Consider the following 22,667-nt stretch of genomic DNA (forward strand, 5'->3'; position numbering starts at 1 on the left):
CAGCACGGTGGGTTTTGGCAATAACGGGCTTGCGAAAGCCAACTTGCACGGGGCGAATGATCAAAAAGTGCTCGCTGGCGGTGATAGGGAAAGTGTCGGCGCCGGCTTCACGGATTCAGGTTAAAGAAAGATGCTGCTGATCTTTATTTTAAAGCGATTTTTAGTCTTTTAGATGCTATCAATGGCCTATATCATGGGCGACATTCATGGGCAGTGATAAAGGTATATTATTCTGTTTTTTTCTTACTTAGATGTTCGTTAGCTACAAAGAATGTAGCTTTTTTAAAAAACAATGGAATATATACCTTAAATTTAGAGGAAGGAGAAAAGCCTCAACGACGAGATCAAGGTACCCATTTGGGCGAGAGAGTAAGCGGCGATCATAAAACAACGACAGTTACTTTTATGTCAGTGTTTTCAGATACAGATATTTTGCTAACAAATACTGTTAATGGTAAAAATGTTTATGATTGGCTGATGGAGCTTCGAAATCAAGTCAACTATCGAGAGAGAGTTTACAGAGCCTAGTAATAAATATTTCTTCCCTAGTCTTTTCAATAAGTCGAAATTAAAAGAGCAAGTTGAAATATATATTAATGATGACATGTATGTATATTGTTTTGATGAAGATCATTGCGCGTTAGCAATTCCACTAAAGCTCGCCACTATTGTAAGACAGCAACTGTTTGAATTTATTGACTTTGAGCCTATAGAGTCAGAAAAAAAATCTGAAATAGAAAAGCTTATTTCTGAAACAAAATTAGCGCAGTCAAAGGCTTTCAAAAACCTCTACGATTTTGGAAGGAGCTAACAAATGGGTCATTGGGGACTAATTCTTGGCTAGCACTCCAAACTAGCCAATTATGCCAACTTTGTGGCTGTAGAAACTCTCAAAACATAATAGAAAATAGGCTCTAGTCTCTGCTCAATCAGCTCAGGCATAAGCAATAGCGTAACAACACCAGCGGCTACACTACGCATTTAAGTAAGCCAGACTGGATGACGGAGAGCAGCGATGGCACTGTCCACGTCAAATATACAGTATATATAAGAAAAACCACTGGCGTATGTCTGAGCATGTCCGTGTGAATGAAAGTATCATTATGCGTATAAACGGCTTAGTACTTAATACTTAGTACTTAGTACTTAGTACTTAGTACTTAGTACTTATGACTATGCTTGCTGCCGAGCCGAAAATCCCTTGGTGAAAGCGCTGTATTGCGCTTAAAAAAACGCGTGAAGTAAGCCGGTTCAGAGAAGCCTAAGCTGTCAGAGACTTGGCCAATGGTCATATTGGTATAGGTGAGCTGGCGCTTGGCTTCTAGCAGTAGGCGCTCATGCAGCAATTGCAGGGCGCTGCGACCAGCGATTTGGCGGCACAGCATATTCAAGTGTGCGCTACTCACCCCTAACTGCTCGGCTAACGCTTCAATGCTGGGCTGCTCGCGATAGTGCGCTTCGACCAGCGCTTGATAGTGTTCTATATGCTGTCGGCCTTTATCGCTTTGGCGTCACCGGCCAATATCTCGATGAGCATATACAGCGTTCACTCGAGTGGGCGCAGCAGGAAGAGGGCGTTGAAGTAATAGCGCTTGACGATGATGAGGCTAGCCGCTGGGATGGCCAGCTCGCTCCGGTCAATGAAACTATCCTGTCGGATGCAGAGCAGCAAGGCCTACCTGCGTATGCCTTTGCAGAACGAATGCAGGAGCTGATCGAGGAGTATCGTACCGAGGCTGAATAAAAAGAGCAGAGGCGATACTAAGTTCAGGGTCAGACGTTGGCCAATTCGTTACCAGTAGTATGTTCGTGATTTGACTGCAGTGTTTGCACGGGGGTCACCCCATAGACCTCCTTGTACTGTGCGGAGAAGTGGCCAGGGCTGTTGATGCCATGTTGCATGATGACGTCGGTGACGCGATGACCGCGAGGGGCATCAAGCAGCGCCTGGTGCACACTCTTCATGCGTTGCTGAGTAAAATAGGCTTTGGGTGAGAGCCCGATAAATTGCTGAAAGCCGTACTGCAGCGTGCGCTTTGATACCCCCACCATCGAGGCCATAGTATCGAGCTCGATACCCTGCTTGAGGTTCTGGTCTATATGGGTTTTGGCGCTTTTTACATAGTGTGGGAGAGGAGAAGGATTACCACTCAAGCGCTGACTATAGTTGTTCATGAACAGCTCCAGCAGGCTGTCATATAAGTACTCTTCCATCAGCTTGATTTGCTGTCGCGGGGCATTTTGCTGGTGAAGAGAGTCGGTGAGACGAGCAAAATACTTGATGGTATCCAGCAGAAAAACCGTGCCGGGATAGTGTTCGGGAAAGTAGTGGTCAAAGATGATCGGAAGATCAATGCGTTGATCGAGCCGACACGACAAGCGTTGCTCCAAATGATGGCGCGGTACTCGAACGATGATGTTATGGCAGTTCGGAGAGGTTTGAATGAGGGCGCGTTGACAGGGGGAGGTGACGGTAACACCTCCCTGAATCATACTGACCTGACGGTCAGCGTATACGATGGTTCCCTGGCCTTCGAGAGTGATACGAAACAGGTAAACGTTCGATTCTTCGACAGGGTCAATTTCGACATTGGCACCATACTGCAGTTCGATAATAGCCAATTGGTCGAAGCTGACCGCACTTAAGCGTGAGGCAAGTCGCGGGCCGTCAAATAAACGCATGCGATGTGGGCACAGGTAGTGGGTAACATGCTCACGAATGATCTCTTGTGAATCGGTGCGCAGAATAGCGTGCTTCTGCAGCAGAAACGGTGTTGTACCCATGGTTCACCTCAACAATGCACCAAGTAGGTGATGGTTTTGGGGTGTGAAGCCGAGGCAATATCGGCTGGGCCAGTAGATGGCACGCGCTATCCTTAGAGGCTCCAGGCGCTTACACTTGAATGGATATATGCTAGAATAATCCACTATTTTTTTGGATGGCGTGCTTCTTATGGTCGACAAGGATGAATTATCGTCTTCCTTTTTTCCTCTTGCCGATGAGTTTCGCTCGCGTGATTTTCCTTTTTATTGGGTCGCGAGGCTGAATGCTAAATACAGCGCTGATGTCGATACACTACTGAAACCACAAGGGCTCAGTTCGTCTAAGTGGCGCATTCTCATGATCCTACATGAACATGGGCGCCTTAGCATGTCGGATATATCAGTACACGCTGTTGCAAAATTGTCAACTATCACCAAAATTGTATATCGAATGCAAGAGTCGGGTTTGCTCAAAACAGAAGCCAGCCCGCAGGATGGTCGCGTCACTGAAGTAGAGCTTACCGAGGCGGGTGAGGCAAAGCTGGATATTGCTCGGCAAGTTACTAGCCGTCTGGTGGAAAAAGCCTTTGCCGATTTCAGTAAACAGGACATTGTTTATATCAATCAGTGCTTAAGTAGGATGTTTCATAACCTAAACGCGCTTTAGGGTCTTGAGGGACGCTGAAATGACTACCACCGCGGCAAAGTGCTTACATTTGCCCTATGGGCTATCTAATGGCCCTGCCTTATTCTGAACGACTCCTTTTGTGCAAACTTCCGCTATGCGCTTGTGCTTAAGCGACACGCGGGTAGTGAAATTGCCACGCTTGTGCAGTAGCCCATCCATTAGTCGTAAACTATACGTGTAATTAAGCAGGATATTCCCTATCCCTTGTGAAAATTACGAATAGGTGAAGCACGGAAATAGTTGCTATTTTATAGTTAATTAACTGATTTTGTTGGATATGTGGGTTTTTCTGTATCCATGTCAATTTGCTCAATTAGGTATACAAATCAACCTGAGAGGTATTGGCGACTCGGCCCATCAGTCGTAACACTCACCTGCACCGTTATTGCTATGCAGGTAAAATGATCATGTCGCATACCACAGGGGCCGTTGAACAAGCGCCCTACGCTGAAGCCTCTGCTTTCAAGCCAATCTCACTTGTAATGGGTATCGTCATTGGCTTGGGTGTTTTCTTCCTTTTGCCTGAAACGCTGGCCTTCAACGCTCGTCTAGTGGCGGGTATTGCCATGCTGATGGCCACCTGGTGGATGACCGAGGCGATACCCATTCCTGCCACGTCGCTGTTGCCGCTTGTACTGTTCCCTTTTTTCGATATTGCCTCGGTCGGTGAGACCGCCTCGCCCTATGCTCACAGCATTGTCTTTCTAGTATTGGGTGGCGTACTGCTGGGCTTGGCAACGCAACGCTGGAATTTACACCGCCGCTTCGCGCTACTGACGGTGCTCACCGTGGGTACTAAGCCGGCTCAAATCGTCTTCGGTTTGATGTTCGCTAGCTGGTTTATCACCATGTGGGTCAGCAATACCGCCACCGCAGTGATCATGGTGCCCATTGGAGGCTCGATCATTGCGCTAGTGAAGTCACTGGGTAACGGTGATGACACGCCCAAGTTTTCTGCCTCTGTGCTACTGGGCATTGCCTATGCCATCACCATTGGCTCCATGGCCACATTGATCGGCCAGCCGCCGATGGCGCTAATGCGGGCCTACATGGAAGACACTCACGGTCTTAGCATTGGCTTTGGCCACTGGATGCTGGTGGGTGTGCCGTTCTCATTCACCATGCTAATGCTGGCTTGGTTTGTGCTTAACAAACTGGTGTTCCGCTCGGAAGTCGAGAGCATCCAGGGTGGCCGGGCGATGATCGAGGCAGAGCTCAAGGGGATGGGCCGACTATCGCCTGAAGAGTCACGTGTATTGATGGTCTTTGCCGGGGCAGTGTTCTGCTGGGTATTCCTGCCTTTAATCGCGAGAATTCCTGTAGTGCAGAGCGCGCTGCCTTGGTTGGGTAACATCAACGATACTAGTGTGGCGATTCTCTCGGCGATTCTGATGTTTGTGATTCCTGCCTCTAATGGAAAAGGGGCGTTGCTGGCGTGGTCGGCTACCCGTGACGTGCCCTGGGGGGTACTGATTTTGTTTGGCGGTGGCCTAACACTCTCAGCCCAGTTCACCGCCACTGGCTTGAGTGCGTGGGTTGGCGAGAGCGTCTCGGGATTATCGGGGTTACCTCCGATTCTGATCCTAGCCATCACGGCTATCGTCATTATCCTATTGACCGAGCTAACCAGTAACACGGCGACGGCGGCTGCCTTCTTCCCGATTATGGGATCTATTGCCGTGGGACTGGGTATCGAACCTTTTCTGATGACCATCGTGGTTACCTTTGCCGTGAGCTGCGCCTTTATGTTGCCCGTGGCGACACCTTCAAATGCAGTGGCTTTCGCAACGGGGGATCTTCCAATCAAGAGCATGATCCGAGCAGGTATCTGGCTCAACGTCATCGGTTTGCTGGTGATTATGGTCGCGCTCTACACCATTGTCCCTTTGGTATTCGATGTCTCTTTCTAAAATGTGGTTGTCAACGTCATTGGCAGCGATTCGGATTTGACGCTGGTAAAGATTCGCTCTATTTTGTTCGTAATAAAAATTAGTGTTCGCAATGTGAACAAGGAGAGGTTTCCATGTCTCAGCCCTGTATTATTTGTGTCGCTATCACCGGCAGCCTGCCGCGCAAAGAGAACAATCCTGCCGTGCCGATTACGGTTGAAGAGCAAATTGAAAGTACTCAGGCGGCGTTCGAGGCGGGAGCTACCATTGCTCATTGCCACGTGCGTAATGATGACCAAGCGCCTTCATCTGACCCGGAGAAGTTTGGTCGCCTAATGGAAGGGCTTAAGAAGCACTGCCCAGGCATGATTATTCAGCTCTCAACCGGCGGGCGCTCCGGCGCCGGTGAGGCGCGCGGCGGCATGCTGTCGCTCAAGCCTGATATGGCCAGCCTCTCGGTGGGCTCCAATAACTTCCCCAATCGTGTGTACGAGAATCCGCCCCAGTTGGTGGAGTGGCTTGCCGATGAGATGCTCACGTATGGCATTAAGCCTGAAATCGAAGCGTTTGATCTATCGCATATCCATCAGGCGGTTGCACTCTCCAAGCAGGGAAAGCTGAAAGCACCGCTCTATGTGCAGTTTGTCATGGGCGTTAAGAATTCGATGCCAGCGGATAAGCCGACTTTTGATTTCTATATCGAGACACTCAAGCGGCTAGCGCCGGATGCACAGTGGTGTGGCGCAGGCATCGGCGCCAATCAATACGTACTTAACGAGTGGTCGATTGCTGCTGGTGGTCATACTCGGACGGGGCTTGAGGATAATGTTCGCCTGAATAGTAATACCCTGGCGCCCTCCAACGCCGCGCTGGTCGAGCGCACCGTAGTCCTATGCGAAAGGTATGAGCGCCCAGTGGCTACTTGGCAGCAGGCGCGTGAGATGCTTGGGTTGAACAATGTGTAAAAATGTTAGCTGCTACCCAATGGTGGGTGAAGGAACATACTCAATCACCATCGGATTGTTGTGCAGTCGTCTTTAAGGTGTCAGAGAGGGCTACTTACTTCGCGATATGTCAGTAGTCACAGGTAATTTTTCATAAAGCAGCCAGTATTATCCTTTTGTCGTAAATGTATTTTGTAGCGCGATGTGGTTGAGAACCCTAGCGGCCGCGGCAAATGGCTGTCGTATCGGGCTAACGGCTGAAGTGCTACGGCATTTCTCATTTCGTTATTTAAGGCATTTATGCTCATTTAGTGATTAGTGGTGCAGCGTTAAGCTGCACCATTTTTTATTGTAGTCATTTGATTTAGTTGAATTTTAATCTATCAGTATTTGAGAAAATATATTTTTAGTTTGTTTTGCACGGTTTAATTTAAGCTACAGCTACATATGAGCGTTAAACAGCAACGCTAATGCTGGGTTGGCGATACCCTTACGGTATGGAAAGGCACTTAAACAATATTGGTTTCTAAAATCAGATGCTACCAAACTGCAGCCTAGCTAATGATTGCCAGACGCTGGAGCCTGCATGTCAACCGTCATCCAACATATTGAGACGCTGCTGGTCGATTTACCGACTATCCGTCCTCACAAACTCTCCATGACCACCATGGCCTGCCAAACCATGGTCATTGTGCGCATGCGCCACTCCGACGGTATCGAAGGGCTCGGCGAAGGCACCACCATTGGTGGCCTGGCCTATGGCCCAGAAAGCCCGGAGAGCATTAAGCGCAATATTGATACCTATCTAGCTCCCTTGCTGATTGGCCAGCCCTCCAACAATGTCCACCAGTTGCGTGCCCGGCTTAACCGTCATGCTCGCGGCAATATGATCGCCAAATCTGCATTAGAAACGGCTCTGTTGGATGCTCAGGGCAAGCGCTTGGGATTGAGCGTCGCCGAGCTGCTGGGCGGCGTACGTCAGGATCACTTGCCCGTACTATGGACGCTAGCCAGTGGTGATACCGCCAAAGATATTGATGAGGCCATGCTGCGTTTAGAACAGCGTCGGCACTGCGACTTCAAGTTAAAAATTGGTGCTAACCCGGTGGATCAGGACGTGCGCCATGTGGCGGCTATCAAGGAAGCGCTGGGTGATCGGGCCAGCGTGCGAGTTGATGTTAATCAGGCGTGGGATGAATCCACCGCCGTTCGCGGTATTCAGGTGCTACAGGATGCTGGCATCGAGTTAATTGAGCAGCCCATTGGCGCTCGTGAACATGCCGGCTTAGTTCGCTTGGCTAACCGCTTCAATGTGCCAATGCTCGCCGATGAGGCGGTGCAAGATGCCCGCGACGGGCTTGATCTTGTGTGCGGCGGCTTCAGTGGTGCCTTTGCGCTGAAGATTGCCAAATCCGGCGGTATTTACGGGGTACTAGAGTTAGCTCACGTCGCCCAAGCGGCTGGCATTGGCTTATATGGCGGCACCCTGCTGGAGGGCACTATCGGTACGGCTGCCTCTCTACATGCCTGGGCAACGCTGCCAGCAATGGCCTGGGGCACGGAAATGTTCGGCCCGCTGCTGCTGCAAGACGACATCGTCGTTTCCCCTCTCAACTACACCGAATTTGGGGTGGAGTTACCGCAAGGGGCTGGGCTCGGCATCACTCTAGATGAAGATAAGTTGGCGCATTACTCACGCAAGTAAACGTCACGTAAGTAAAAGCCGCAGTAAATAAAGCCATCGTTTGTGATCGCCCGCGATGAAAGAGGAGAGCTATATGCTGTTTCAAGTTGAGATGACCGTTAAGTTGCCGCCGGACATGCCTGCCGAGCAGGCAGCCAAGATCAAGGCAACGGAAAAGGCGTATTCCCAAGACCTGCAGCGCCAGGGTAAGTGGCGCCACTTGTGGCGGGTAGCGGGTAGCTACTCGAACGTCAGTATTTTTGACGTGGAAGACAACGCCGAGCTGCAAGAGTTGGTCAGCAATCTGCCGCTCTTCCCCTATATGGAGATCAGCGTCAAACCGCTGTGTCGTCACCCCTCTTCAGTGCGTGATGACGACAGCTAGTTCTCCACATAACACGCCAAATCGTATGACGACAACAACACCCCATAACAAACAGAGGGTTTCACCATGACTGTAAAAATATTCGACACGCCCGAGGTTCAAGACTTCATCAAAACCGTGGCCGGCTTTGATAAAGCCGGTGGCAATGACCGCGCCAAGCAGATCGTCCATCGCCTGGTCAGCGACCTGTTCAAGCTGATCGATGACTTCGATGTCACCGAGGAAGAGTACTGGGCCGGTGTCAACCTGCTCAATGCCCTGGGTAGCCAAACCCAGTTCGGGTTGCTCTCGCCCGGTCTCGGCTTTGACCACTTCCTCGATATGCGTCAAGACGCCATCGATGCCGAAGCCAAGCGCACCGGCGGCACCCCGCGTACCATCGAAGGCCCGCTCTACGTGGCCGGTGCCCCGGAAGCGGAAGGCTTCGCCCGCATGGACGACGGCAGTGATCCCGATGCCGAGGTGATGTGGCTGACCGGTCAGGTGCGCGATGTCGACGGTACCCCGATCCCCGGCGCTAAGGTTGAAATCTGGCACTGCAACTCCAAGGGCGGCTACTCGTTCTTTGATCCCTCCCAGGATGAGTACAACATGCGCCGCACGATCTATGCGGACAGCGAAGGCCGCTACACCGCGCGCAGCATCATTCCCTCCGGCTACGGCGTGCCTGAAGGCGCCCCCACCGATGTGGTGCTCAAGTCCCTGGGCCGTCACGGCGAACGCCCGGCGCATATCCACTACTTCGTCTCCGCACCGGGCCATCAGCACCTGACCACCCAGATCAACCTGGCGGGCGACCCCTACACCTTTGACGACTTCGCCTTCGCGACACGGGAAGAGCTGGTGGTGCCCGCTGAACGGATCGAAGATCCGGCCCAGATCGCCAAGCGCGACCTGGACGGCCCGTTCTCCCATGTGGTGTTTAACGTCGAACTGGCTAAAACCGAAGCCCCTGAGCTGCAAGTGCGTCACGCCCGCCCCCGCGCCAAGGAAGACGAGCAGGATCTCGCCAGCCAGTTGGCGGGTACAGCGAAGGTTTAATAGTCTCGTTAAGTTCCTTTAAATGCCTTAAGGGCTTTAAAGCAGGGCTGCGTTCGGAAGAGATAATGACAAACCCCAAAAGATCCATATTCCACTGAATATCTTAGGTTATGGATAGCGGCCCATGAAGCGATCATCAACAAGCTTGTGTAAAATGGTGGTCGCTTCATCCATGAGAGGGGACGATTTTTCACCTCGGCGACGGCTGCAGACAACAGGTGAGGTAATTGTCTTGTCCGCCAATGCCACATAAGAAATACCGTCTCGTTGTACGCGTTTTACTTCCTCAGGTACCAGCGTAATACCGATGCCGGAGGCGACTAGGCTAAGTGCTGTCTGGACTTCGTTCGCTTCCTGTATGACCTCAACCTTTAAACCTTGTCGGCGGAAAATACCCAGTACCATATCTGCCAAGCTAGGGCGTGGTTTGGCGGGGAAAAGAATGAGTGGATAGCGTGCCAACTCTTCGCTTGTAGGCGTAGTGCCCTCTAGGGGGTGCCCACTAGGAAGGGCTGCAATAAATGGCTCATTGAAGAGTATCTCTTGCTCTACGTCTGGATCATCAATGCGAAGACGTCCAAACCCCATGTCAATACGGCCCGCTTTAAGCGCCTGCACTTGCTGTATGGTCGTAAGCTCTGTCAATGATATTTCTACATTCTTAATGTGACGCAAATCGCGCACCAGCATTGGAATCTGCCCATAAAAGATAGAGGGAACAAAGCCAATGCTAAATAGTGTTCGCTTACTACGTGCCATGTGGCGTGTTGTATCAATGGTGACGTCGACTTTCTCTAAAATTTCTAAAGCACGCTGCTGAAAAAATATACCCGATGGTGTTAAGCGAAGGCCACGCGAGTTTCTTTCAAACAGTTCGACCCCAACTTCCTGCTCAAGCTGTTTCATTTGGCGTGAAAGAGGTGGCTGGGACATATGCAAGCGTTTAGCGGCACAGGTGAGATTAAGCTCTTCAGCGACAACGCAAAAGTACCTCAGGTGGCGTAATTCCATAAGAACTCCAAGGTATGAGTAACTTCTTAACTAATGGTGGCATTTACCTTCGGTGGCTTCCAATCAGGCTGCATTGCTCAAACAACCGGGCAATCTGCTACTAGCTAGGTGAGGTGCTATAACGCTACCAGTATTTACGCACTTGAAAGCTAAATAACGTCTAAGACTTTAGTAATGCAAGGTAGTCACAAGAGGGGGAGAGCTTCCGTGTACACCTATTCGCTGAGCTTTCAGCAACGACTCGTATAGCTTGGTTAGTCGCTGACACATAGTTGCACGAGAAAGGGGCTTCAACGCATTTATAATGCCTAGTATCGAACCGCAAGGAAATTACTTGCCGCCTAACACACCCTAGCCCATGCTTTTGGCAGGACGCTATAACTTAGGGTATTGGTTAAAACGAAACGCTAGGACGTCGACAAAATGACAAAATTCTTCCAGGAATTCAGAGAGTTTGCGGTAAAAGGCAATGTGGTCGATATGGCGGTGGGCATCATCATCGGTGGGGCGTTTACGCTGATTGTGCAGAGCCTGGTGGCGGATGTGATGAACCCGCTGATTGGGTTGCTGGTAGGCGGCGTCGATTTTTCGAACCTGTTTGTGGTGTTACGCCAAGGAGTGGTCGCTGGGCCTTATGCAACGCTTGGGGATGCGCAAGCCGCTGGGGCGGTGACATTGAACGTGGGGCTGTTTATTAATGCGGTCGTCAGCTTTACGATTGTCGCTTTCGTGGTGTTCCTGTTGGTGCGCACCATCAACCGGTTAAAGCGCGAAGAGGCGGTGGCGCCTGCGAGCCCTACAGAGCAGCCTTGCCCGTATTGTTTAATGGTGGTGCCGATCAAAGCCACACGGTGTGGACACTGCACGGCGGCCTTGCCGTCCCCAGAGGCATCGGCTGAACTTTTGTCTCCCCAGCCCACTGAAACGCCGGTTGCCAAGTAATCATCTAACGCAAAAAGGTGCCTGTTCAGGCACCTTTTTGCGTGTTCTAAAGCCGCTTTTTCAATGATAGAAAAACTAGGTTAAGCGCGTTTTTTGGCCGCTTTCGTATCCGGCTTTTGACTATCGCTCGCATCGCTTGGTTGGGGCAGCGAAGGTAGCGATTTGGCCAGCATTTCGACGCTGTGGCGGTAATAGAGTTGGCTTTTGTTATGCTCGCCAAGGCTTGCATAGAGGCGGGCAAGCTCAGCACATACCACGCCATTGGGGCGTTGACGTTGGCTGGCTTCGAAGTACTCCTGCGCTTTTTCCCACTGGCCAACACGCAGCGAGAGACGACCACAGGCGAGCAGCAGTTCAGGATCATTGGGGCGTTCCTGCAGCCACTTCTCAGCTTTCGCCAGTTGGCGTCCTGCGTCCACATTCAGCAGGCCATAGCGTTTCACCAAGCGCGCGTCCCAGTGATGATCCAGCGAGTGGTTGAGCAAACGCTCGGCAATCGGCTCTTCGTTAGCCTGAATCAGCGCTTCAGTGTAGAGCACGATTAGCTCGGTGTTGCCGCGCAGGTAGTCGGGCATGTCGGCCCACAGCCCACGCACTCGCTCAATGTTGGTGGGGTTTTGCGCTTCAAACACGATCAGTTCGCGGTAGGCTTTAAATTCCAGCTGCTCACGCTCTTGCTGGGTAATCAGCTTTTGCGCAGCTAGCCTTGGAATCAAGCGCCGTAGGCCTTCCCAGTCGTTGACGCTCAAATGCACCTGTTTGAGTAGCTTGAGTACCTGCGGGTGGTTCGAGAGCTTTTTATCCAACCGGTTCAGGATCGCCAGCGCCTCTTCCGGCTGCTGACGCTCAATCATCATTTGCGCCTGCATCAAGCCCACCGCGGTATCGGCGCCGTCGGTGGTTAGCTGCGCTTGGTTGAGATGCTCTTGGGATTTCGCGTGATGCCCTTGGTAATGCGCGGCCAGGGCCGCCGAGAGGTAGTTGACCAGCGGTGTGCTAGAGTCGTCAGCGGCATTCACCAAGGTCTTTTCGGCTTTTTTCCAGCGGCCTTCGGTGAGCGCTACCAAACCACGCTGAGTGCGCTGCATGGCGCGGCGGTTGCGAGCACGGCTGTTCCAGGTGCGAAAGCGCCCCATGGGGCGAATAATGCCGCTGAGTAAGCGCAGTACAAAGTGCAGCACGACAAACGCCGCGAACAGCAGGACTAGGCCAAACCAGAAAGAGGTTTGAATAGATGAGTCGCCCACGCGGATCAGCCAGTAACCGGGTACCGACATCATCAGGTGCCCAAAGAGGGCCCCGACGGCAAGCCCGGCGACAATGAGGAGAACGAGCTTTCTCATGCATCACCTCCGCTTTGGCCACGCGTCTCATAGCGGTTCTCGATAAAGCGTGCCAGTTCCTGCTGAGAAGCGCTGATATCCGGCAGCTCCGGTTTAACCTCGGCTTGCTGTAGCTCCTCTAGACGAGTAATAACGCTTTGCGTCTCTTCGCGAGTGGTGTCGTAGTAGTCGTTTAGCAGCTGTAGCGCTTTATCGATACTCGCGTCATAAAGCTCTTTTTCTTCATTGAGCAGGGCTAGCTGAGTCTGCTCCAGTACTAAGCGCAGGCTTTGGCGCAGGTAAGACTCTTGCTCCGGGGTAATCAGTGCTTCCAGGGCTTCGTCGTGGTGGCGAACCACCACCAAGTCTTTGAGCTCTTCACCGAAACGCGCTAACTGGCGCTGGAACGTGCCGGTAGGCGGCTGCTCGATACTCGAAGTTACCGCCTGCTCTTCAATTTCTTGCGAGAGACGCAGTTCAGAAATGCGCTCCTGCTGCGCATTCAGTGCTAGGTAGAGCCCTGTACGGTCAACCTGGGGCACGGCGTCAAGCGCGGCTAGCTCATTGGCAATCGCTTCGCGAACGGGGGTCAGCGCGGGGTTATCCGCATCGACCAAACGTGCATCGGCAGTGCGCAGTAGCGCGGCGGCGCCATCAACGTCGCCTTCTAGCTGCAGGCGTTGGTTGGCTAGGCGTAGTAGATAAGCGGCTTCGGCGTGCAGCCATTCGCGCTCGTCTGTGTCCTGTTCTTGAGAGAGTTGGTCAAGCACTTGGCCTAGCGTCTCGTCGACATCACTACGGTAGCTGTCAAACTCACTGCGCAGCTCATCCATGGTGCTTTGAATTGCTTCATTGCGCTCCGCTTCACCACTGTCTAAACGCGACTCAAGGTCGCTGACCGCCTGTTGCGAAGCACTACCTTCAGCCTGTTGCGCCAGTTCGTCGAGGCGTTGTTGCTGGCTTTCAAGACGCTGCCAGCCTTGCCAAGCAACAAACGCTAAGGCAATGGCTAAGATAAGTACCAGGGCGATGGCGAGACCGCTGCCCTTTTTACCGCTATTCCCGCCGCTATTGTTTCCACCGCTACTATTTCCACGACCACTGTTTCCACCACTAACATTTCCACTACCATGGCCCGCGCTGCCAGCCTTCTCAGTAGCGGGTTTTGAAGCTGTGGAACCTGAAGAAGCGTTAGACGAGGTGTTTGAAGAGCTTGGTGCAGCCGCGCTCGGCGAAGCTGTGCTGCTGCCTTTAGCCGTGCTGGAAATCGTCGTCGGCGTTACATCCGCCGGTTTTGCACTCGCCTGTGAAGTGCTGGCCGCGGCAGGGTTCTTTTCTGAGGCACTGTCTGAGGTGCTATCTGAAGAGCTAGCAGCAGTTGAGCCCGTATTCTGGGATCCTTTTCCACGCCGCCGCGAACGACTGTTTTTAGCCCCACTGTGAGACGGTGTTGCTGAGCTAGTCGGGGGTGACTGCGTGCTAGGCTCAGTGGCGTCGGTAGTGGAAGCTGCTTTGTCAGTCGTCGTGGGGACGCCTTGGGAGGCATCGGCGGACGTAGGTTGTACATCGTCCTGATCGTTTACTTGTTTGCTCATCTGTCGCTAGCCCTTAGTAAGTTCCTTGATCGACATCGGCACCCTGTGGGTCGCAGGTCTCCAACGCCGCTATCAACGCAGCTGGCGTTGCTCCAGACGCCACCTTGAGGTTACAAAACCCCAGTATGCCAGCCAGTGTAGCTAAACGGCGACTGGAAACGATTAGCGGTTGGTTCAAGGCCGCCTGATTACACCATTTTGCCAGATGTTCCAGCAGTTCGCTGCTGGTGACGATCAACGCCCGATAATTACCTGAAAAAAGGCGCGCCTGCTGAGCAGGTGCAAGCGCATGAAAGGTGCGCCGATACACGGCAATGCGCGTCACCTTTGCACCCCGCTCGGCAAGCGTTTCAGCGAGCAGGGGTCGGCCGCCTTCTCCTGCCACCAGTAGAACACGCTGATGCGCTAATTGCTGCAGCGATGCAAGCGCCAGCAGCGCTTCGCTAGTATCTTCGCCCGCGGTGGGCGAAGGCACATGGACGCGGATTCCCAATTGATTGTAAAGCGTACTCGCGGTGGCGCTGCCAACACTATAGTAGTCAATTCCCACCGGTAGCTGCGGCCAGAAGCGATCCAGCGCCTCACTTAAGCAGGTGGCAGCAAAAGGGCTGATGACAATTATCTTACGGTACTGATCAATATCCAGCCAAATTTGCCGCATGGCGGGGTCTTCTGGCAGTGCTTCAAGCTGCATCACATTGAGTGATTCAACGCTTTCGCCCTGGTTGCGCAACGCCGCCGCTAACGCTTCGCCGCGTTCCCCTGGGCGGCAGATCAGTACCGGTTGGCTCATATTTCGCGGCCGTAAACCTCTGCCAAAATATCGCCAGCGCCTTGGTCGAGCAACTCTTCGGCAATGCGAATACCCAGCGCTTCAGGTTCATGCATCGAGCCTCGCCCTTCGGCGCGTAGCACTTCTGTGCCCTCAGGGTTACCGACCAGGCCGCGCAGCCACAAGGTTTCATTATCCAGGTCCAGCACCGCATGGCCCGCAATAGGCACTTGGCAACCGCCTTCTAAACGCGTATTCATGGCCCGCTCTGCACGCACGCGCGTGGCAGTATCGGCATCATCCAGCGGCGCCAGCAACGCGACGAGTTCGGGGTCATGCAGGCGGCATTCGATACCTAACGCGCCTTGGCCGCAGGCGGGCAAGCACACTTCCGGTGGCAGCGCCTGAGCAATGCGCTCATCCAAACCCAAGCGTTTAAGGCCCGAGGTAGCCAAAATGATGGCGTCGAATTCGCCCGCATCTAGCTTGGCCAACCGCGTTTGCACATTGCCGCGTAGATTAAGAATTTGCAGGTCAGGGCGGGCTTCACGCATTTGCAACCCGCGGCGCAGGCTGGCGGTGCCAATACGCGCCCCTTCTGGAAGCTCATCAATGCTAGAGTAGTGGTTGGATACAAATGCATCGGTTGGGTCGGCGCCCTCCAGAATGACCGATAAACCCAGTCCTTCAGGGAAGTGCATCGGCACATCCTTCATGGAGTGAACGGCAATGTCGGCGCGGCCATCCAGCATGGCGTCTTCCAGCTCTTTGACGAACAGTGCCTTACCGCCAATTTTTGAAAGCGGCGTATCGAGAATTTTATCGCCCTTGGTGGATAAAGGCACAAGCTCCACTTCAAGACCACTGTGCTCCGCCATTAAACGGTCGCGAACGTACTCAGCCTGCCACATAGCCAGTTGGCTTTTACGCGTGGCAATGCGCAATTTGGTGATAGATAGCACGTTATTCTCCCTAATACCGCAGACACGGCGAGTCAAACTATGTTAAACCTCATCATAAAGCACCGAGCGTCACAGTAAAAATAACGGAGCTAATTATGCTCTCGCAACGTGTCTTTTCATTGCCTAGGAAATCGTATGTCCTCAGTGCTTACTAAAGGTCAGTTGGATCAGTTCTTTCTGCTCTCGCAGGATCTGTTCTGCTGTATCGACTTTCAGGGCACGTTGCTTGAGGTTAATCCTGCCTTTGAGTCGCTGTTAGGATATTCAGCCGGTGCGTTAGTCGGGCGTCGCTGCGGAGTGGTGGTAGATCCGCAGGATTATCCGGTGATTGAAGCGGCGCTGGTGCGTATGCAGCGCAGGGAAATTGTTGTTCCCTTTGAAGTCCGCGCCATCTCGGTGTCTGGGGAGGTCCATTGGATTGAAATTACCCCGACTGCCGGTGGTGATGTTATTTATATTATTGCCCGGGTCATCACGCAGCGTAAGTTGGCAGAAGCACAGTTACTGAGCAACCAGCGACTATTTAAAATAGTCGGTGAAACGGCGCTGATAGGCGGCTGGTACGTGGACATGGTCATAGGGATGCCTAACTGGTCGGATGAAATTTGCCGCCTCCATGGTGTGGCTCCCGGCTTCCAGCCGACCGTTGAACAGGCAATTGGGTTTTATGCGCCCTCCTCCCAGCCGCGTATCCAGGAGGTCTTTACCGCCTGCTGCCAACAGGGGGTAAGTTTTGACGAAGAGCTAGAGGTGATCACTTACCAAGGTAAGCATATCTGGGTGCGTGTTATTGGTAAGGCCGTGCGCGATGAGCGTGGGGAAATCAGTCAGGTGGAGGGCTCGACGCAAGATATTACTGAGCAAAAACAGCTGCGTGAAAATCTAACCCAGCTTGCGCAACGACTCACCATTACGCTTGACAGTATCACCGATGGTTTCTTCACTTTAGATACGGATTGGTGCTTTACCTACGTTAATAGTCAGGCGGAGCGTATTTTGAAGCGCCGCGAAGGCGAACTGCTGGGCCAGCATATTTGGCAGAGCTTTCCTGATGCAAAAGGCAGCTACTTTGACGACGAATATCAACGTGCGGCTAGCCAACAAACGGCGGTACATTTTGAAGCTTTCAATCCGCGGTTAGAGTTATGGCTGGAAGTGCATGTTTATCCTTCAGCTGAAGGGCTTACCGTCTATTTTCGCGACATTAGCGAGCGCAAAGCGAGTGAGCATCAGCTGAAGCTGCTAGAGCGTAGTGTGGAATCAAGCACCAATGGGGTGATTATTGTCGATGCTCAAAGCAGTGATCTCCCCATGGTCTACGTCAATGCCGCCTTTGAACGCATAACCGGCTATTCGCGCAGTGAAGCGCTGGGGCGTAATTGCCGGTTCTTGCAGGGCGAAGATACCGACCCCGCTACCATCAAGTTGTTGCGGGAGGGTGTTACTGAGCAGCACGAAGTGCACGTAGTGATCCGTAACTATCGGCGTGATGGTTCGGTTTTTTGGAACGACTTGTATATTTCGCCAGTGCGCGACGGAACAGGTGACGTGACTCACTATCTGGGTGTTCAAAACGATGTATCTGAACAGCGCGAATATCAGGCCCAGCTTACCTATAACGCCAATCACGATGCGCTTACCGGGCTGCCTAATCGGGTAATGCTTGGTCAGCGCTTGGAAGAGGGGTGCGTGTTAGCACGTCGCTATCAGCGCTTTATTGCCGTTCTGTTTATCGATCTGGATGATTTTAAACCCATTAACGATACGCTCGGCCATGAGGTGGGCGACTTTATCTTAGTCGAGGTTGCCAAGCGTCTTGAAGATGAACTACGCCCTTGGGACACCGTGGCGCGCTTTGGCAGCGACGAGTTTGTTGTTTTACTGCCCGACTTAGCCCATGAAAAAGACGTGATACAGGTGGTTGAACGCGTGCTGCAGAGGCTTTCGCCGCCCTATTGGTACCGCGGCAGCGAGCTGCGTATTACCGCCAGCATCGGCATTGCTATCAACGATGGCAATATGAAAAACCCTCGCCAACTTATCCAACAAGCAGATTTGGCCATGTACAAGGCCAAGCGACGTGGACGCAACACCTACCACTGGTATACCGAAGACTTAAATCGCAAGGTGAGTGAGCGGGTTAGTTTACGCAGCGCGCTTCAGCAAGCCATTGAGCAACAACAGTTTACGCTTTATTACCAGCCACAAGTCCATGCCCCGAGTGGCCGTGTGGTAGGCGTAGAAGCATTAATCCGCTGGCAACATCCAGAGCGCGGTAATGTTCCGCCGTCTGATTTCATCAGCTTGGCAGAAGATACCGGGCAGATCATACCTATCAGCGATTGGGTGCTAGCGACCGCTTGCCGGGATGCCCAGCAGCTTAATGCCATGGGTGTTGGCCCGATCATCATGGCGGTCAATATCTCCCCGATGCAGTTTCAACGCCCCGGTTTTCTGGCCTCTATTGAACAGGTGCTGACCCAGAGTAGCTTAGCGCCAGTCCTGCTAGAGCTTGAGATTACCGAGGGGGTTTTAATGGACAGCGCCGAACAAGCAATCCAGGCATTAGCGGATTTGTCTGCGTTGGGCGTTCATATTGCCTTAGACGATTTTGGCACCGGCTTCTCTAGCTTGAGCTACCTTAAGCGCCTGCCGATTAATAAAATTAAAATTGACCGTTCGTTTGTGCGCGATGTGATTACCGATCGCAACGATGCGGCCATTATCGATGGTATTGTCGCCATGGCGGGAAAAATGGGGTTAGGAGTACTAGTGGAAGGGGTAGAGACGCTGGAGCAGTTTGCCTACCTTGAACAGCACCACTGCCACTACTTTCAAGGCTACTACTTCGCTCGTCCTATGCCCTTAGATGCCCTCTGCGCATTTTTGGCATCACCCCCTGTGTTTGCTGCTCGCTGACCGGCGACTCTGGTACACTTTCCGCAACGACTCCCACTTTCCGTAACGACTTTTACGTTTTGTCAGCAGGATATACCTTCGATGAGCCAAGCAACGAATCAGTCTTGGGGCGGTCGCTTTAGCGAGCCCACCGATGCCTTTGTCGCACGTTTCACCGCGTCTGTGACTTTCGACCAGCGCCTGGCGCGCCAGGATATTCAGGGCTCTATCGCCCACGCCACCATGTTAGCCCGTGTAGGCGTACTCACCGATGACGAACGCGACGCCATCATTAACGGCCTTAACGAGATTCAGGCCGAAATTGAGCGCGGCGAGTTTAACTGGTCGGTGCCGTTAGAAGATGTGCACATGAATATCGAGGCGCGGCTGACAGAAAAGATCGGTATTACCGGCAAAAAACTCCACACCGGTCGTTCGCGTAACGACCAGGTCGCCACCGATATTCGCCTGTTTATGCGCGACGAGATCGATGTGATCGAAGTGGAATTGAAGCGCCTGCGCGAAGGCATGATCGAGTTGGCTGATCGTGAAGCCGAGACTATCATGCCCGGCTTTACCCACTTGCAAACCGCCCAGCCGGTTACCTTTGGGCACCATATTTTAGCCTGGCAAGAGATGCTGGCGCGTGACCATGAACGCCTGCTGGACTGTCGCAAGCGCGTCAATGTGATGCCGCTGGGCGCGGCCGCATTGGCTGGCACTACTTATCCAATTGACCGCCACGTGACCGCAGAGCTACTAGGCTTTGATCGACCCTCAGAGAACTCTCTGGATGCCGTTTCAGACCGCGACTTTGCGATTGAATTTACCAGCTTTGCCAGCATTCTACTGATGCATCTGTCGCGCATGAGTGAGGAGTTGGTGCTGTGGACCAGCGCCCAGTTCGACTTTATCGATCTACCTGACCGTTTCTGCACCGGCTCTTCGATCATGCCGCAGAAGAAGAACCCTGACGTGCCCGAGCTGGTGCGCGGCAAAACCGGCCGGGTATATGGTCACCTGATGTCGCTACTCACGCTGATGAAATCGCAGCCGTTGGCTTACAACAAAGACAACCAGGAAGATAAAGAGCCGCTGTTCGATGCGGTGGATACCGTGCGCGACTGCTTAAAAGCCTTCGCCGACATGGTGCCCGCGATTGAACCCAAAAAAGCCAGCATGTATGAAGCGGCGCGGCGCGGCTTCTCCACCGCGACTGATTTGGCTGACTATCTGGTGCGCAAAGGCGTGGCCTTCCGCGACGCTCATGAAATCGTTGGTCAGTCAGTAGCCTATGGCCTAAAAACCGAAAAAGATCTGTCTGAAATGAGCCTTGATGAGCTTAAGCAGTTCTCCGCTACCATCGAGCAGGATGTGTTCGAGGTACTTACCCTGGAAGGTTCGGTAGCTGCCCGCAACCACATTGGCGGCACCGCGCCAAACCAAGTGCGGGCTGCTGCCCAGCGAGCGCGTGAGGCACTCAGCGCACTCAAGGCGGGCGCATGAAAACGTTGGCAATCTTGACCCTTACCACACTGCTGTTAACCGGGCTGGCAGGCTGTGGGCAAAAAGGGCCGCTTTATTTGCCGGACGATGCACCTGCTGATGAGCAGTCTAGTCAGGCTGCTGAATAGAGCGTTGCAGGCCAGGAGAAGGGGAGAGCATTATGGATCATTTTAATTACCGCGATGGCGTGCTGTATGCCGAAGATGTGCCGCTATCACGGATTGCCGACGAGCACGGCACGCCCTGCTACGTCTACTCAAAAGCGACGTTTGAACGTCACTTTCGCGCTTACACTGAAGCGCTGGGTGGCCACCCGCACCTGATTTGTTATGCGGTGAAGGCGAATTCCAACCTGGCAGTACTGGGCCTTTTGGCCAAGCTCGGCGCGGGGTTTGATATTGTCTCTATCGGCGAACTTGAACGCGTGCTTAAAGCCGGTGGTGACCCGGCCAAGGTGGTATTTTCTGGCGTGGCCAAGCAAGCTCACGAAATGGCCCGAGCGCTGGAAGTGGGCATTAAGTGCTTTAACGTTGAATCGCGCCCGGAGCTTGAGCGCTTGAACCGCGTTGCCGGTGAGCTGGGAAAAATCGCGCCGGTCTCGCTACGAGTGAACCCGGATGTGGACGCGGGCACCCACCCGTATATCTCTACCGGTTTGAAAGACAACAAGTTCGGCATTCCGGTAGATGAAGCGCTGGATGTTTACGAACTAGCCGCGAGCCTGCCTAATTTGAAGGTGAAGGGGCTCGATTGTCACATTGGTTCTCAGCTTACTGAAACGGCACCCTTTCTGGATGCCCTTGATCGCTTGTTGATACTCATGGAGCGCCTGCGTGAACGCGGCATCGAAATAGAACATCTCGATTTAGGCGGCGGTTTGGGTGTGCCTTACCGCGATGAAAAACCGCCCCAGCCGTTCGATTACGCGAGCCAGCTGTTGGCACGGTTATCGCGCTGGGAAGGTGGCGAAGCGCTGACACTGTTGTTTGAGCCCGGCCGTTCCATCGCCGCTAATGCTGGCGTCATGCTCACTCGGGTAGAGTTTCTCAAGCCCGGTGAGACCAAGAACTTCGCCATCGTTGATGCAGCCATGAACGATTTGATTCGCCCGGCGCTGTATCAGGCGTGGCAGGCGATTGTCCCGGTGGATACTCGCCAAACGCGGGAAAGTGACCTTTACGACGTAGTCGGCCCCGTGTGCGAAACCGGTGATTTTCTGGGCAAAGAGCGCGAGCTGGCAATTGCCGAAGGCGACCTGCTGGCGGTGCGTTCGGCGGGGGCTTACGGCTTTGTCATGGCGTCGAACTATAACAGCCGCCCTCGCGCCGCCGAGTTAATGGTCGATGGCGACAACTGCCACGTGGTACGTGCACGGGAAACTGTCGCCAGCCTGTGGGCGGGTGAGGCGCTGCTGCCCGAAGGGGAGCGCTGATGCTTTTACACTTCACCAAAATGCATGGTCTAGGCAATGATTTTGTCATGGTGGATCTGGTCACTCAGCGCGCCCGGCTAGACGAAGCCCAGATCCGCGCGCTGGCTGACCGACGTTTTGGCATTGGCTTTGACCAGCTGTTGGTCGTGGAGCCACCCCGCGATCCCGAGATGGATTTTCGCTACCGCATTTACAACGCCGATGGCAGTGAAGTGGAAAACTGTGGCAACGGGGCGCGCTGTTTTGCCCGTTTTGTGCGTGATCAGCGGCTGACTCATAAGCATGAAATCCATGTGGAAACTGCAGGCGGACCCTTGGTGCTGACCGTGCAGCACGACGGCATGGTGCGTGTGGATATGGGCCGCCCGCGGTTTAGTCCTTTGGCGCTGCCGTTCGATGCTCCAGGGGACCAACCACTGCACCGCTTAGAAGTGGGCGATGAAACACTACAGATCGGTGTGGTTTCCATGGGTAATCCTCATGCGGTGATTCAGGTCGACAATGTGGACACTGCGCCGGTCGAGCGCCTGGGGCCGTTGGTGGAGGCGCATCCTCGTTTTCCCAAGCGTGTTAACGTGGGCTTTATGCAGGTCGTCTCGCCCAGCGAAATCCGTCTGCGCGTGTATGAGCGCGGCAGTGGCGAAACGCTGGCTTGCGGTACCGGTGCTTGCGCCGCCGTGGCCAGCGGTATCCGTCAGGGGCTGCTGAAAAGTCCCGTGAAGGTTCATTTGCCCGGTGGAGAACTCAGCATTGAGTGGCCTGATCCTGAAGGGGCGCTAACGATGGTGGGACCGGCTACACGCGTCTTCGATGGCCGCGTAGCCATTAATTAA

General features: G+C 53.2%; 20 protein-coding genes. 13 read left to right on the forward strand and 7 right to left on the reverse strand.

The window, feature by feature from the left end:
• Positions 1–1,160: 1,160 nt before the first annotated feature.
• Positions 1,161–1,406: a helix-turn-helix domain-containing protein gene (locus tag V8L71_RS05310; RefSeq protein WP_336273428.1), complete on the reverse strand. Its 246-nt coding sequence runs from the start codon at positions 1,404–1,406 to the stop codon at positions 1,161–1,163.
• Between V8L71_RS05310 and V8L71_RS05315 the strand changes: the two genes are divergently transcribed.
• On the forward strand, positions 1,394–1,744 hold the full coding sequence (locus V8L71_RS05315) for a hypothetical protein (protein WP_176303007.1): 351 nt from the start codon (positions 1,394–1,396) through the stop codon (positions 1,742–1,744). The two genes, V8L71_RS05310 and V8L71_RS05315, sit on opposite strands and share 13 nt — an antisense overlap.
• 29 nt (positions 1,745–1,773) lie before the next feature.
• Here the strand turns inward: V8L71_RS05315 and V8L71_RS05320 are convergent, their stop codons facing one another.
• Entirely contained in the window at positions 1,774–2,784 is a 1,011-nt protein-coding gene (locus V8L71_RS05320; protein ID WP_176303008.1) for an AraC family transcriptional regulator, read from the reverse strand.
• A 169-nt stretch (positions 2,785–2,953) separates the two neighbouring features.
• Between V8L71_RS05320 and V8L71_RS05325 the strand changes: the two genes are divergently transcribed.
• From V8L71_RS05325 to catA, 6 genes are all read left to right on the forward strand, one after another.
• Positions 2,954–3,430, forward strand: a complete 477-nt coding sequence (locus V8L71_RS05325) for a MarR family winged helix-turn-helix transcriptional regulator (RefSeq protein WP_176303009.1) — start codon at positions 2,954–2,956, stop codon at positions 3,428–3,430.
• Between the two features lie 428 nt (positions 3,431–3,858).
• The gene (locus V8L71_RS05330) at positions 3,859–5,361 is read left to right on the forward strand and encodes an SLC13 family permease (protein ID WP_176303010.1); all 1,503 of its coding nucleotides are present in this window, start codon (positions 3,859–3,861) and stop codon (positions 5,359–5,361) included.
• Between the two features lie 113 nt (positions 5,362–5,474).
• Positions 5,475–6,305, forward strand: a complete 831-nt coding sequence (locus V8L71_RS05335; protein WP_176303011.1) for a 3-oxoadipate:acetyl-CoA acetyltransferase — start codon at positions 5,475–5,477, stop codon at positions 6,303–6,305.
• A 565-nt stretch (positions 6,306–6,870) separates the two neighbouring features.
• Positions 6,871–7,989: a muconate/chloromuconate family cycloisomerase gene (locus V8L71_RS05340; protein WP_176303012.1), complete on the forward strand. Its 1,119-nt coding sequence runs from the start codon at positions 6,871–6,873 to the stop codon at positions 7,987–7,989.
• Positions 7,990–8,062: 73 nt separating this feature from the next.
• Positions 8,063–8,353 carry a muconolactone Delta-isomerase gene (catC, locus tag V8L71_RS05345; protein ID WP_035565030.1) on the forward strand — a complete coding sequence of 97 codons (291 nt, stop codon included), beginning with the start codon at positions 8,063–8,065 and terminating at the stop codon, positions 8,351–8,353.
• 66 nt (positions 8,354–8,419) lie between these two features.
• A complete protein-coding gene (gene catA / locus V8L71_RS05350) occupies positions 8,420–9,394 on the forward strand; it encodes a catechol 1,2-dioxygenase (protein WP_176303013.1) in 975 nt (324 codons plus the stop codon).
• Between the two features lie 108 nt (positions 9,395–9,502).
• On the opposite strand, the gene V8L71_RS05355 is transcribed toward catA, so the two are convergent.
• Positions 9,503–10,405, reverse strand: coding sequence for a LysR family transcriptional regulator (locus V8L71_RS05355; protein ID WP_176303014.1), 903 nt, complete (start codon positions 10,403–10,405; stop codon positions 9,503–9,505).
• A gap of 423 nt (positions 10,406–10,828) precedes the next feature.
• Between V8L71_RS05355 and mscL the strand changes: the two genes are divergently transcribed.
• On the forward strand, positions 10,829–11,347 hold the full coding sequence (mscL, locus tag V8L71_RS05360) for a large-conductance mechanosensitive channel protein MscL (RefSeq protein ID WP_176303015.1): 519 nt from the start codon (positions 10,829–10,831) through the stop codon (positions 11,345–11,347).
• Between the two features lie 80 nt (positions 11,348–11,427).
• On the opposite strand, the gene V8L71_RS05365 is transcribed toward mscL, so the two are convergent.
• The 4 genes from V8L71_RS05365 to hemC are packed head-to-tail and all read right to left on the reverse strand — an operon-like array spanning position 11,428 to position 15,998.
• Complete coding sequence (locus tag V8L71_RS05365) at positions 11,428–12,690, reverse strand: heme biosynthesis HemY N-terminal domain-containing protein (RefSeq protein WP_176303016.1); 1,263 nt, start codon at positions 12,688–12,690, stop codon at positions 11,428–11,430.
• Positions 12,687–14,264 (reverse strand): uroporphyrinogen-III C-methyltransferase, encoded by a 1,578-nt coding sequence (locus tag V8L71_RS05370; RefSeq protein ID WP_336273431.1) that lies wholly within the window; start codon positions 14,262–14,264, stop codon positions 12,687–12,689. The genes V8L71_RS05365 and V8L71_RS05370 overlap by 4 nt, the downstream gene beginning before the upstream one ends.
• A 13-nt stretch (positions 14,265–14,277) precedes the next feature.
• Entirely contained in the window at positions 14,278–15,057 is a 780-nt protein-coding gene (locus V8L71_RS05375) for a uroporphyrinogen-III synthase (RefSeq protein WP_336273432.1), read from the reverse strand.
• Positions 15,054–15,998: a hydroxymethylbilane synthase gene (gene hemC, locus V8L71_RS05380; protein WP_336273433.1), complete on the reverse strand. Its 945-nt coding sequence runs from the start codon at positions 15,996–15,998 to the stop codon at positions 15,054–15,056. Before hemC ends, V8L71_RS05375 begins: the two co-directional genes overlap by 4 nt.
• Positions 15,999–16,133: 135 nt before the next feature.
• Here hemC and V8L71_RS05385 point away from each other — a divergent pair, with 135 nt between their 5' ends.
• The 5 genes from V8L71_RS05385 (at position 16,134) to dapF (ending at position 22,667) form a co-directional block, all read left to right on the forward strand.
• Positions 16,134–18,917: a bifunctional diguanylate cyclase/phosphodiesterase gene (locus V8L71_RS05385; RefSeq protein WP_336273434.1), complete on the forward strand. Its 2,784-nt coding sequence runs from the start codon at positions 16,134–16,136 to the stop codon at positions 18,915–18,917.
• A gap of 81 nt (positions 18,918–18,998) precedes the next feature.
• On the forward strand, positions 18,999–20,402 hold the full coding sequence (gene argH, locus V8L71_RS05390) for an argininosuccinate lyase (RefSeq protein WP_336273435.1): 1,404 nt from the start codon (positions 18,999–19,001) through the stop codon (positions 20,400–20,402).
• Entirely contained in the window at positions 20,399–20,530 is a 132-nt protein-coding gene (lptM, locus tag V8L71_RS05395) for an LPS translocon maturation chaperone LptM (RefSeq protein WP_336273436.1), read from the forward strand. Before argH ends, lptM begins: the two co-directional genes overlap by 4 nt.
• A gap of 32 nt (positions 20,531–20,562) precedes the next feature.
• Positions 20,563–21,834, forward strand: a complete 1,272-nt coding sequence (gene lysA / locus V8L71_RS05400) for a diaminopimelate decarboxylase (RefSeq protein WP_336273437.1) — start codon at positions 20,563–20,565, stop codon at positions 21,832–21,834.
• Positions 21,834–22,667, forward strand: a complete 834-nt coding sequence (gene dapF / locus V8L71_RS05405; RefSeq protein ID WP_336273438.1) for a diaminopimelate epimerase — start codon at positions 21,834–21,836, stop codon at positions 22,665–22,667. The genes lysA and dapF overlap by 1 nt, the downstream gene beginning before the upstream one ends.

It is taken from the genome of Vreelandella indica (genome assembly GCF_037070225.1).
GTDB lineage: Bacteria > Pseudomonadota > Gammaproteobacteria > Pseudomonadales > Halomonadaceae > Vreelandella > Vreelandella arctica.

What these genes read in the sequence shown, in the direction of transcription:
- dapF (WP_336273438.1), top strand. Translation starts at nt 21,834, where the DNA reads ATGCTTTTACACTTCACCAAAATGCATGGTCTAGGCAATGATTTTGTC.
- V8L71_RS05375 (WP_336273432.1), bottom strand. Translation starts at nt 15,057, where the DNA reads ATGAGCCAACCGGTACTGATCTGCCGCCCAGGGGAACGCGGCGAAGCG.
- V8L71_RS05330 (WP_176303010.1), top strand. Translation starts at nt 3,859, where the DNA reads ATGTCGCATACCACAGGGGCCGTTGAACAAGCGCCCTACGCTGAAGCC.
- V8L71_RS05340 (WP_176303012.1), top strand. Translation starts at nt 6,871, where the DNA reads ATGTCAACCGTCATCCAACATATTGAGACGCTGCTGGTCGATTTACCG.
- V8L71_RS05355 (WP_176303014.1), bottom strand. Translation starts at nt 10,405, where the DNA reads ATGGAATTACGCCACCTGAGGTACTTTTGCGTTGTCGCTGAAGAGCTT.
- V8L71_RS05385 (WP_336273434.1), top strand. Translation starts at nt 16,134, where the DNA reads ATGTCCTCAGTGCTTACTAAAGGTCAGTTGGATCAGTTCTTTCTGCTC.
- lysA (WP_336273437.1), top strand. Translation starts at nt 20,563, where the DNA reads ATGGATCATTTTAATTACCGCGATGGCGTGCTGTATGCCGAAGATGTG.
- V8L71_RS05335 (WP_176303011.1), top strand. Translation starts at nt 5,475, where the DNA reads ATGTCTCAGCCCTGTATTATTTGTGTCGCTATCACCGGCAGCCTGCCG.
- catC (WP_035565030.1), top strand. Translation starts at nt 8,063, where the DNA reads ATGCTGTTTCAAGTTGAGATGACCGTTAAGTTGCCGCCGGACATGCCT.
- V8L71_RS05365 (WP_176303016.1), bottom strand. Translation starts at nt 12,690, where the DNA reads ATGAGAAAGCTCGTTCTCCTCATTGTCGCCGGGCTTGCCGTCGGGGCC.
- catA (WP_176303013.1), top strand. Translation starts at nt 8,420, where the DNA reads ATGACTGTAAAAATATTCGACACGCCCGAGGTTCAAGACTTCATCAAA.
- V8L71_RS05320 (WP_176303008.1), bottom strand. Translation starts at nt 2,784, where the DNA reads ATGGGTACAACACCGTTTCTGCTGCAGAAGCACGCTATTCTGCGCACC.
- V8L71_RS05370 (WP_336273431.1), bottom strand. Translation starts at nt 14,264, where the DNA reads ATGAGCAAACAAGTAAACGATCAGGACGATGTACAACCTACGTCCGCC.
- argH (WP_336273435.1), top strand. Translation starts at nt 18,999, where the DNA reads ATGAGCCAAGCAACGAATCAGTCTTGGGGCGGTCGCTTTAGCGAGCCC.
- mscL (WP_176303015.1), top strand. Translation starts at nt 10,829, where the DNA reads ATGACAAAATTCTTCCAGGAATTCAGAGAGTTTGCGGTAAAAGGCAAT.
- lptM (WP_336273436.1), top strand. Translation starts at nt 20,399, where the DNA reads ATGAAAACGTTGGCAATCTTGACCCTTACCACACTGCTGTTAACCGGG.
- V8L71_RS05325 (WP_176303009.1), top strand. Translation starts at nt 2,954, where the DNA reads ATGGTCGACAAGGATGAATTATCGTCTTCCTTTTTTCCTCTTGCCGAT.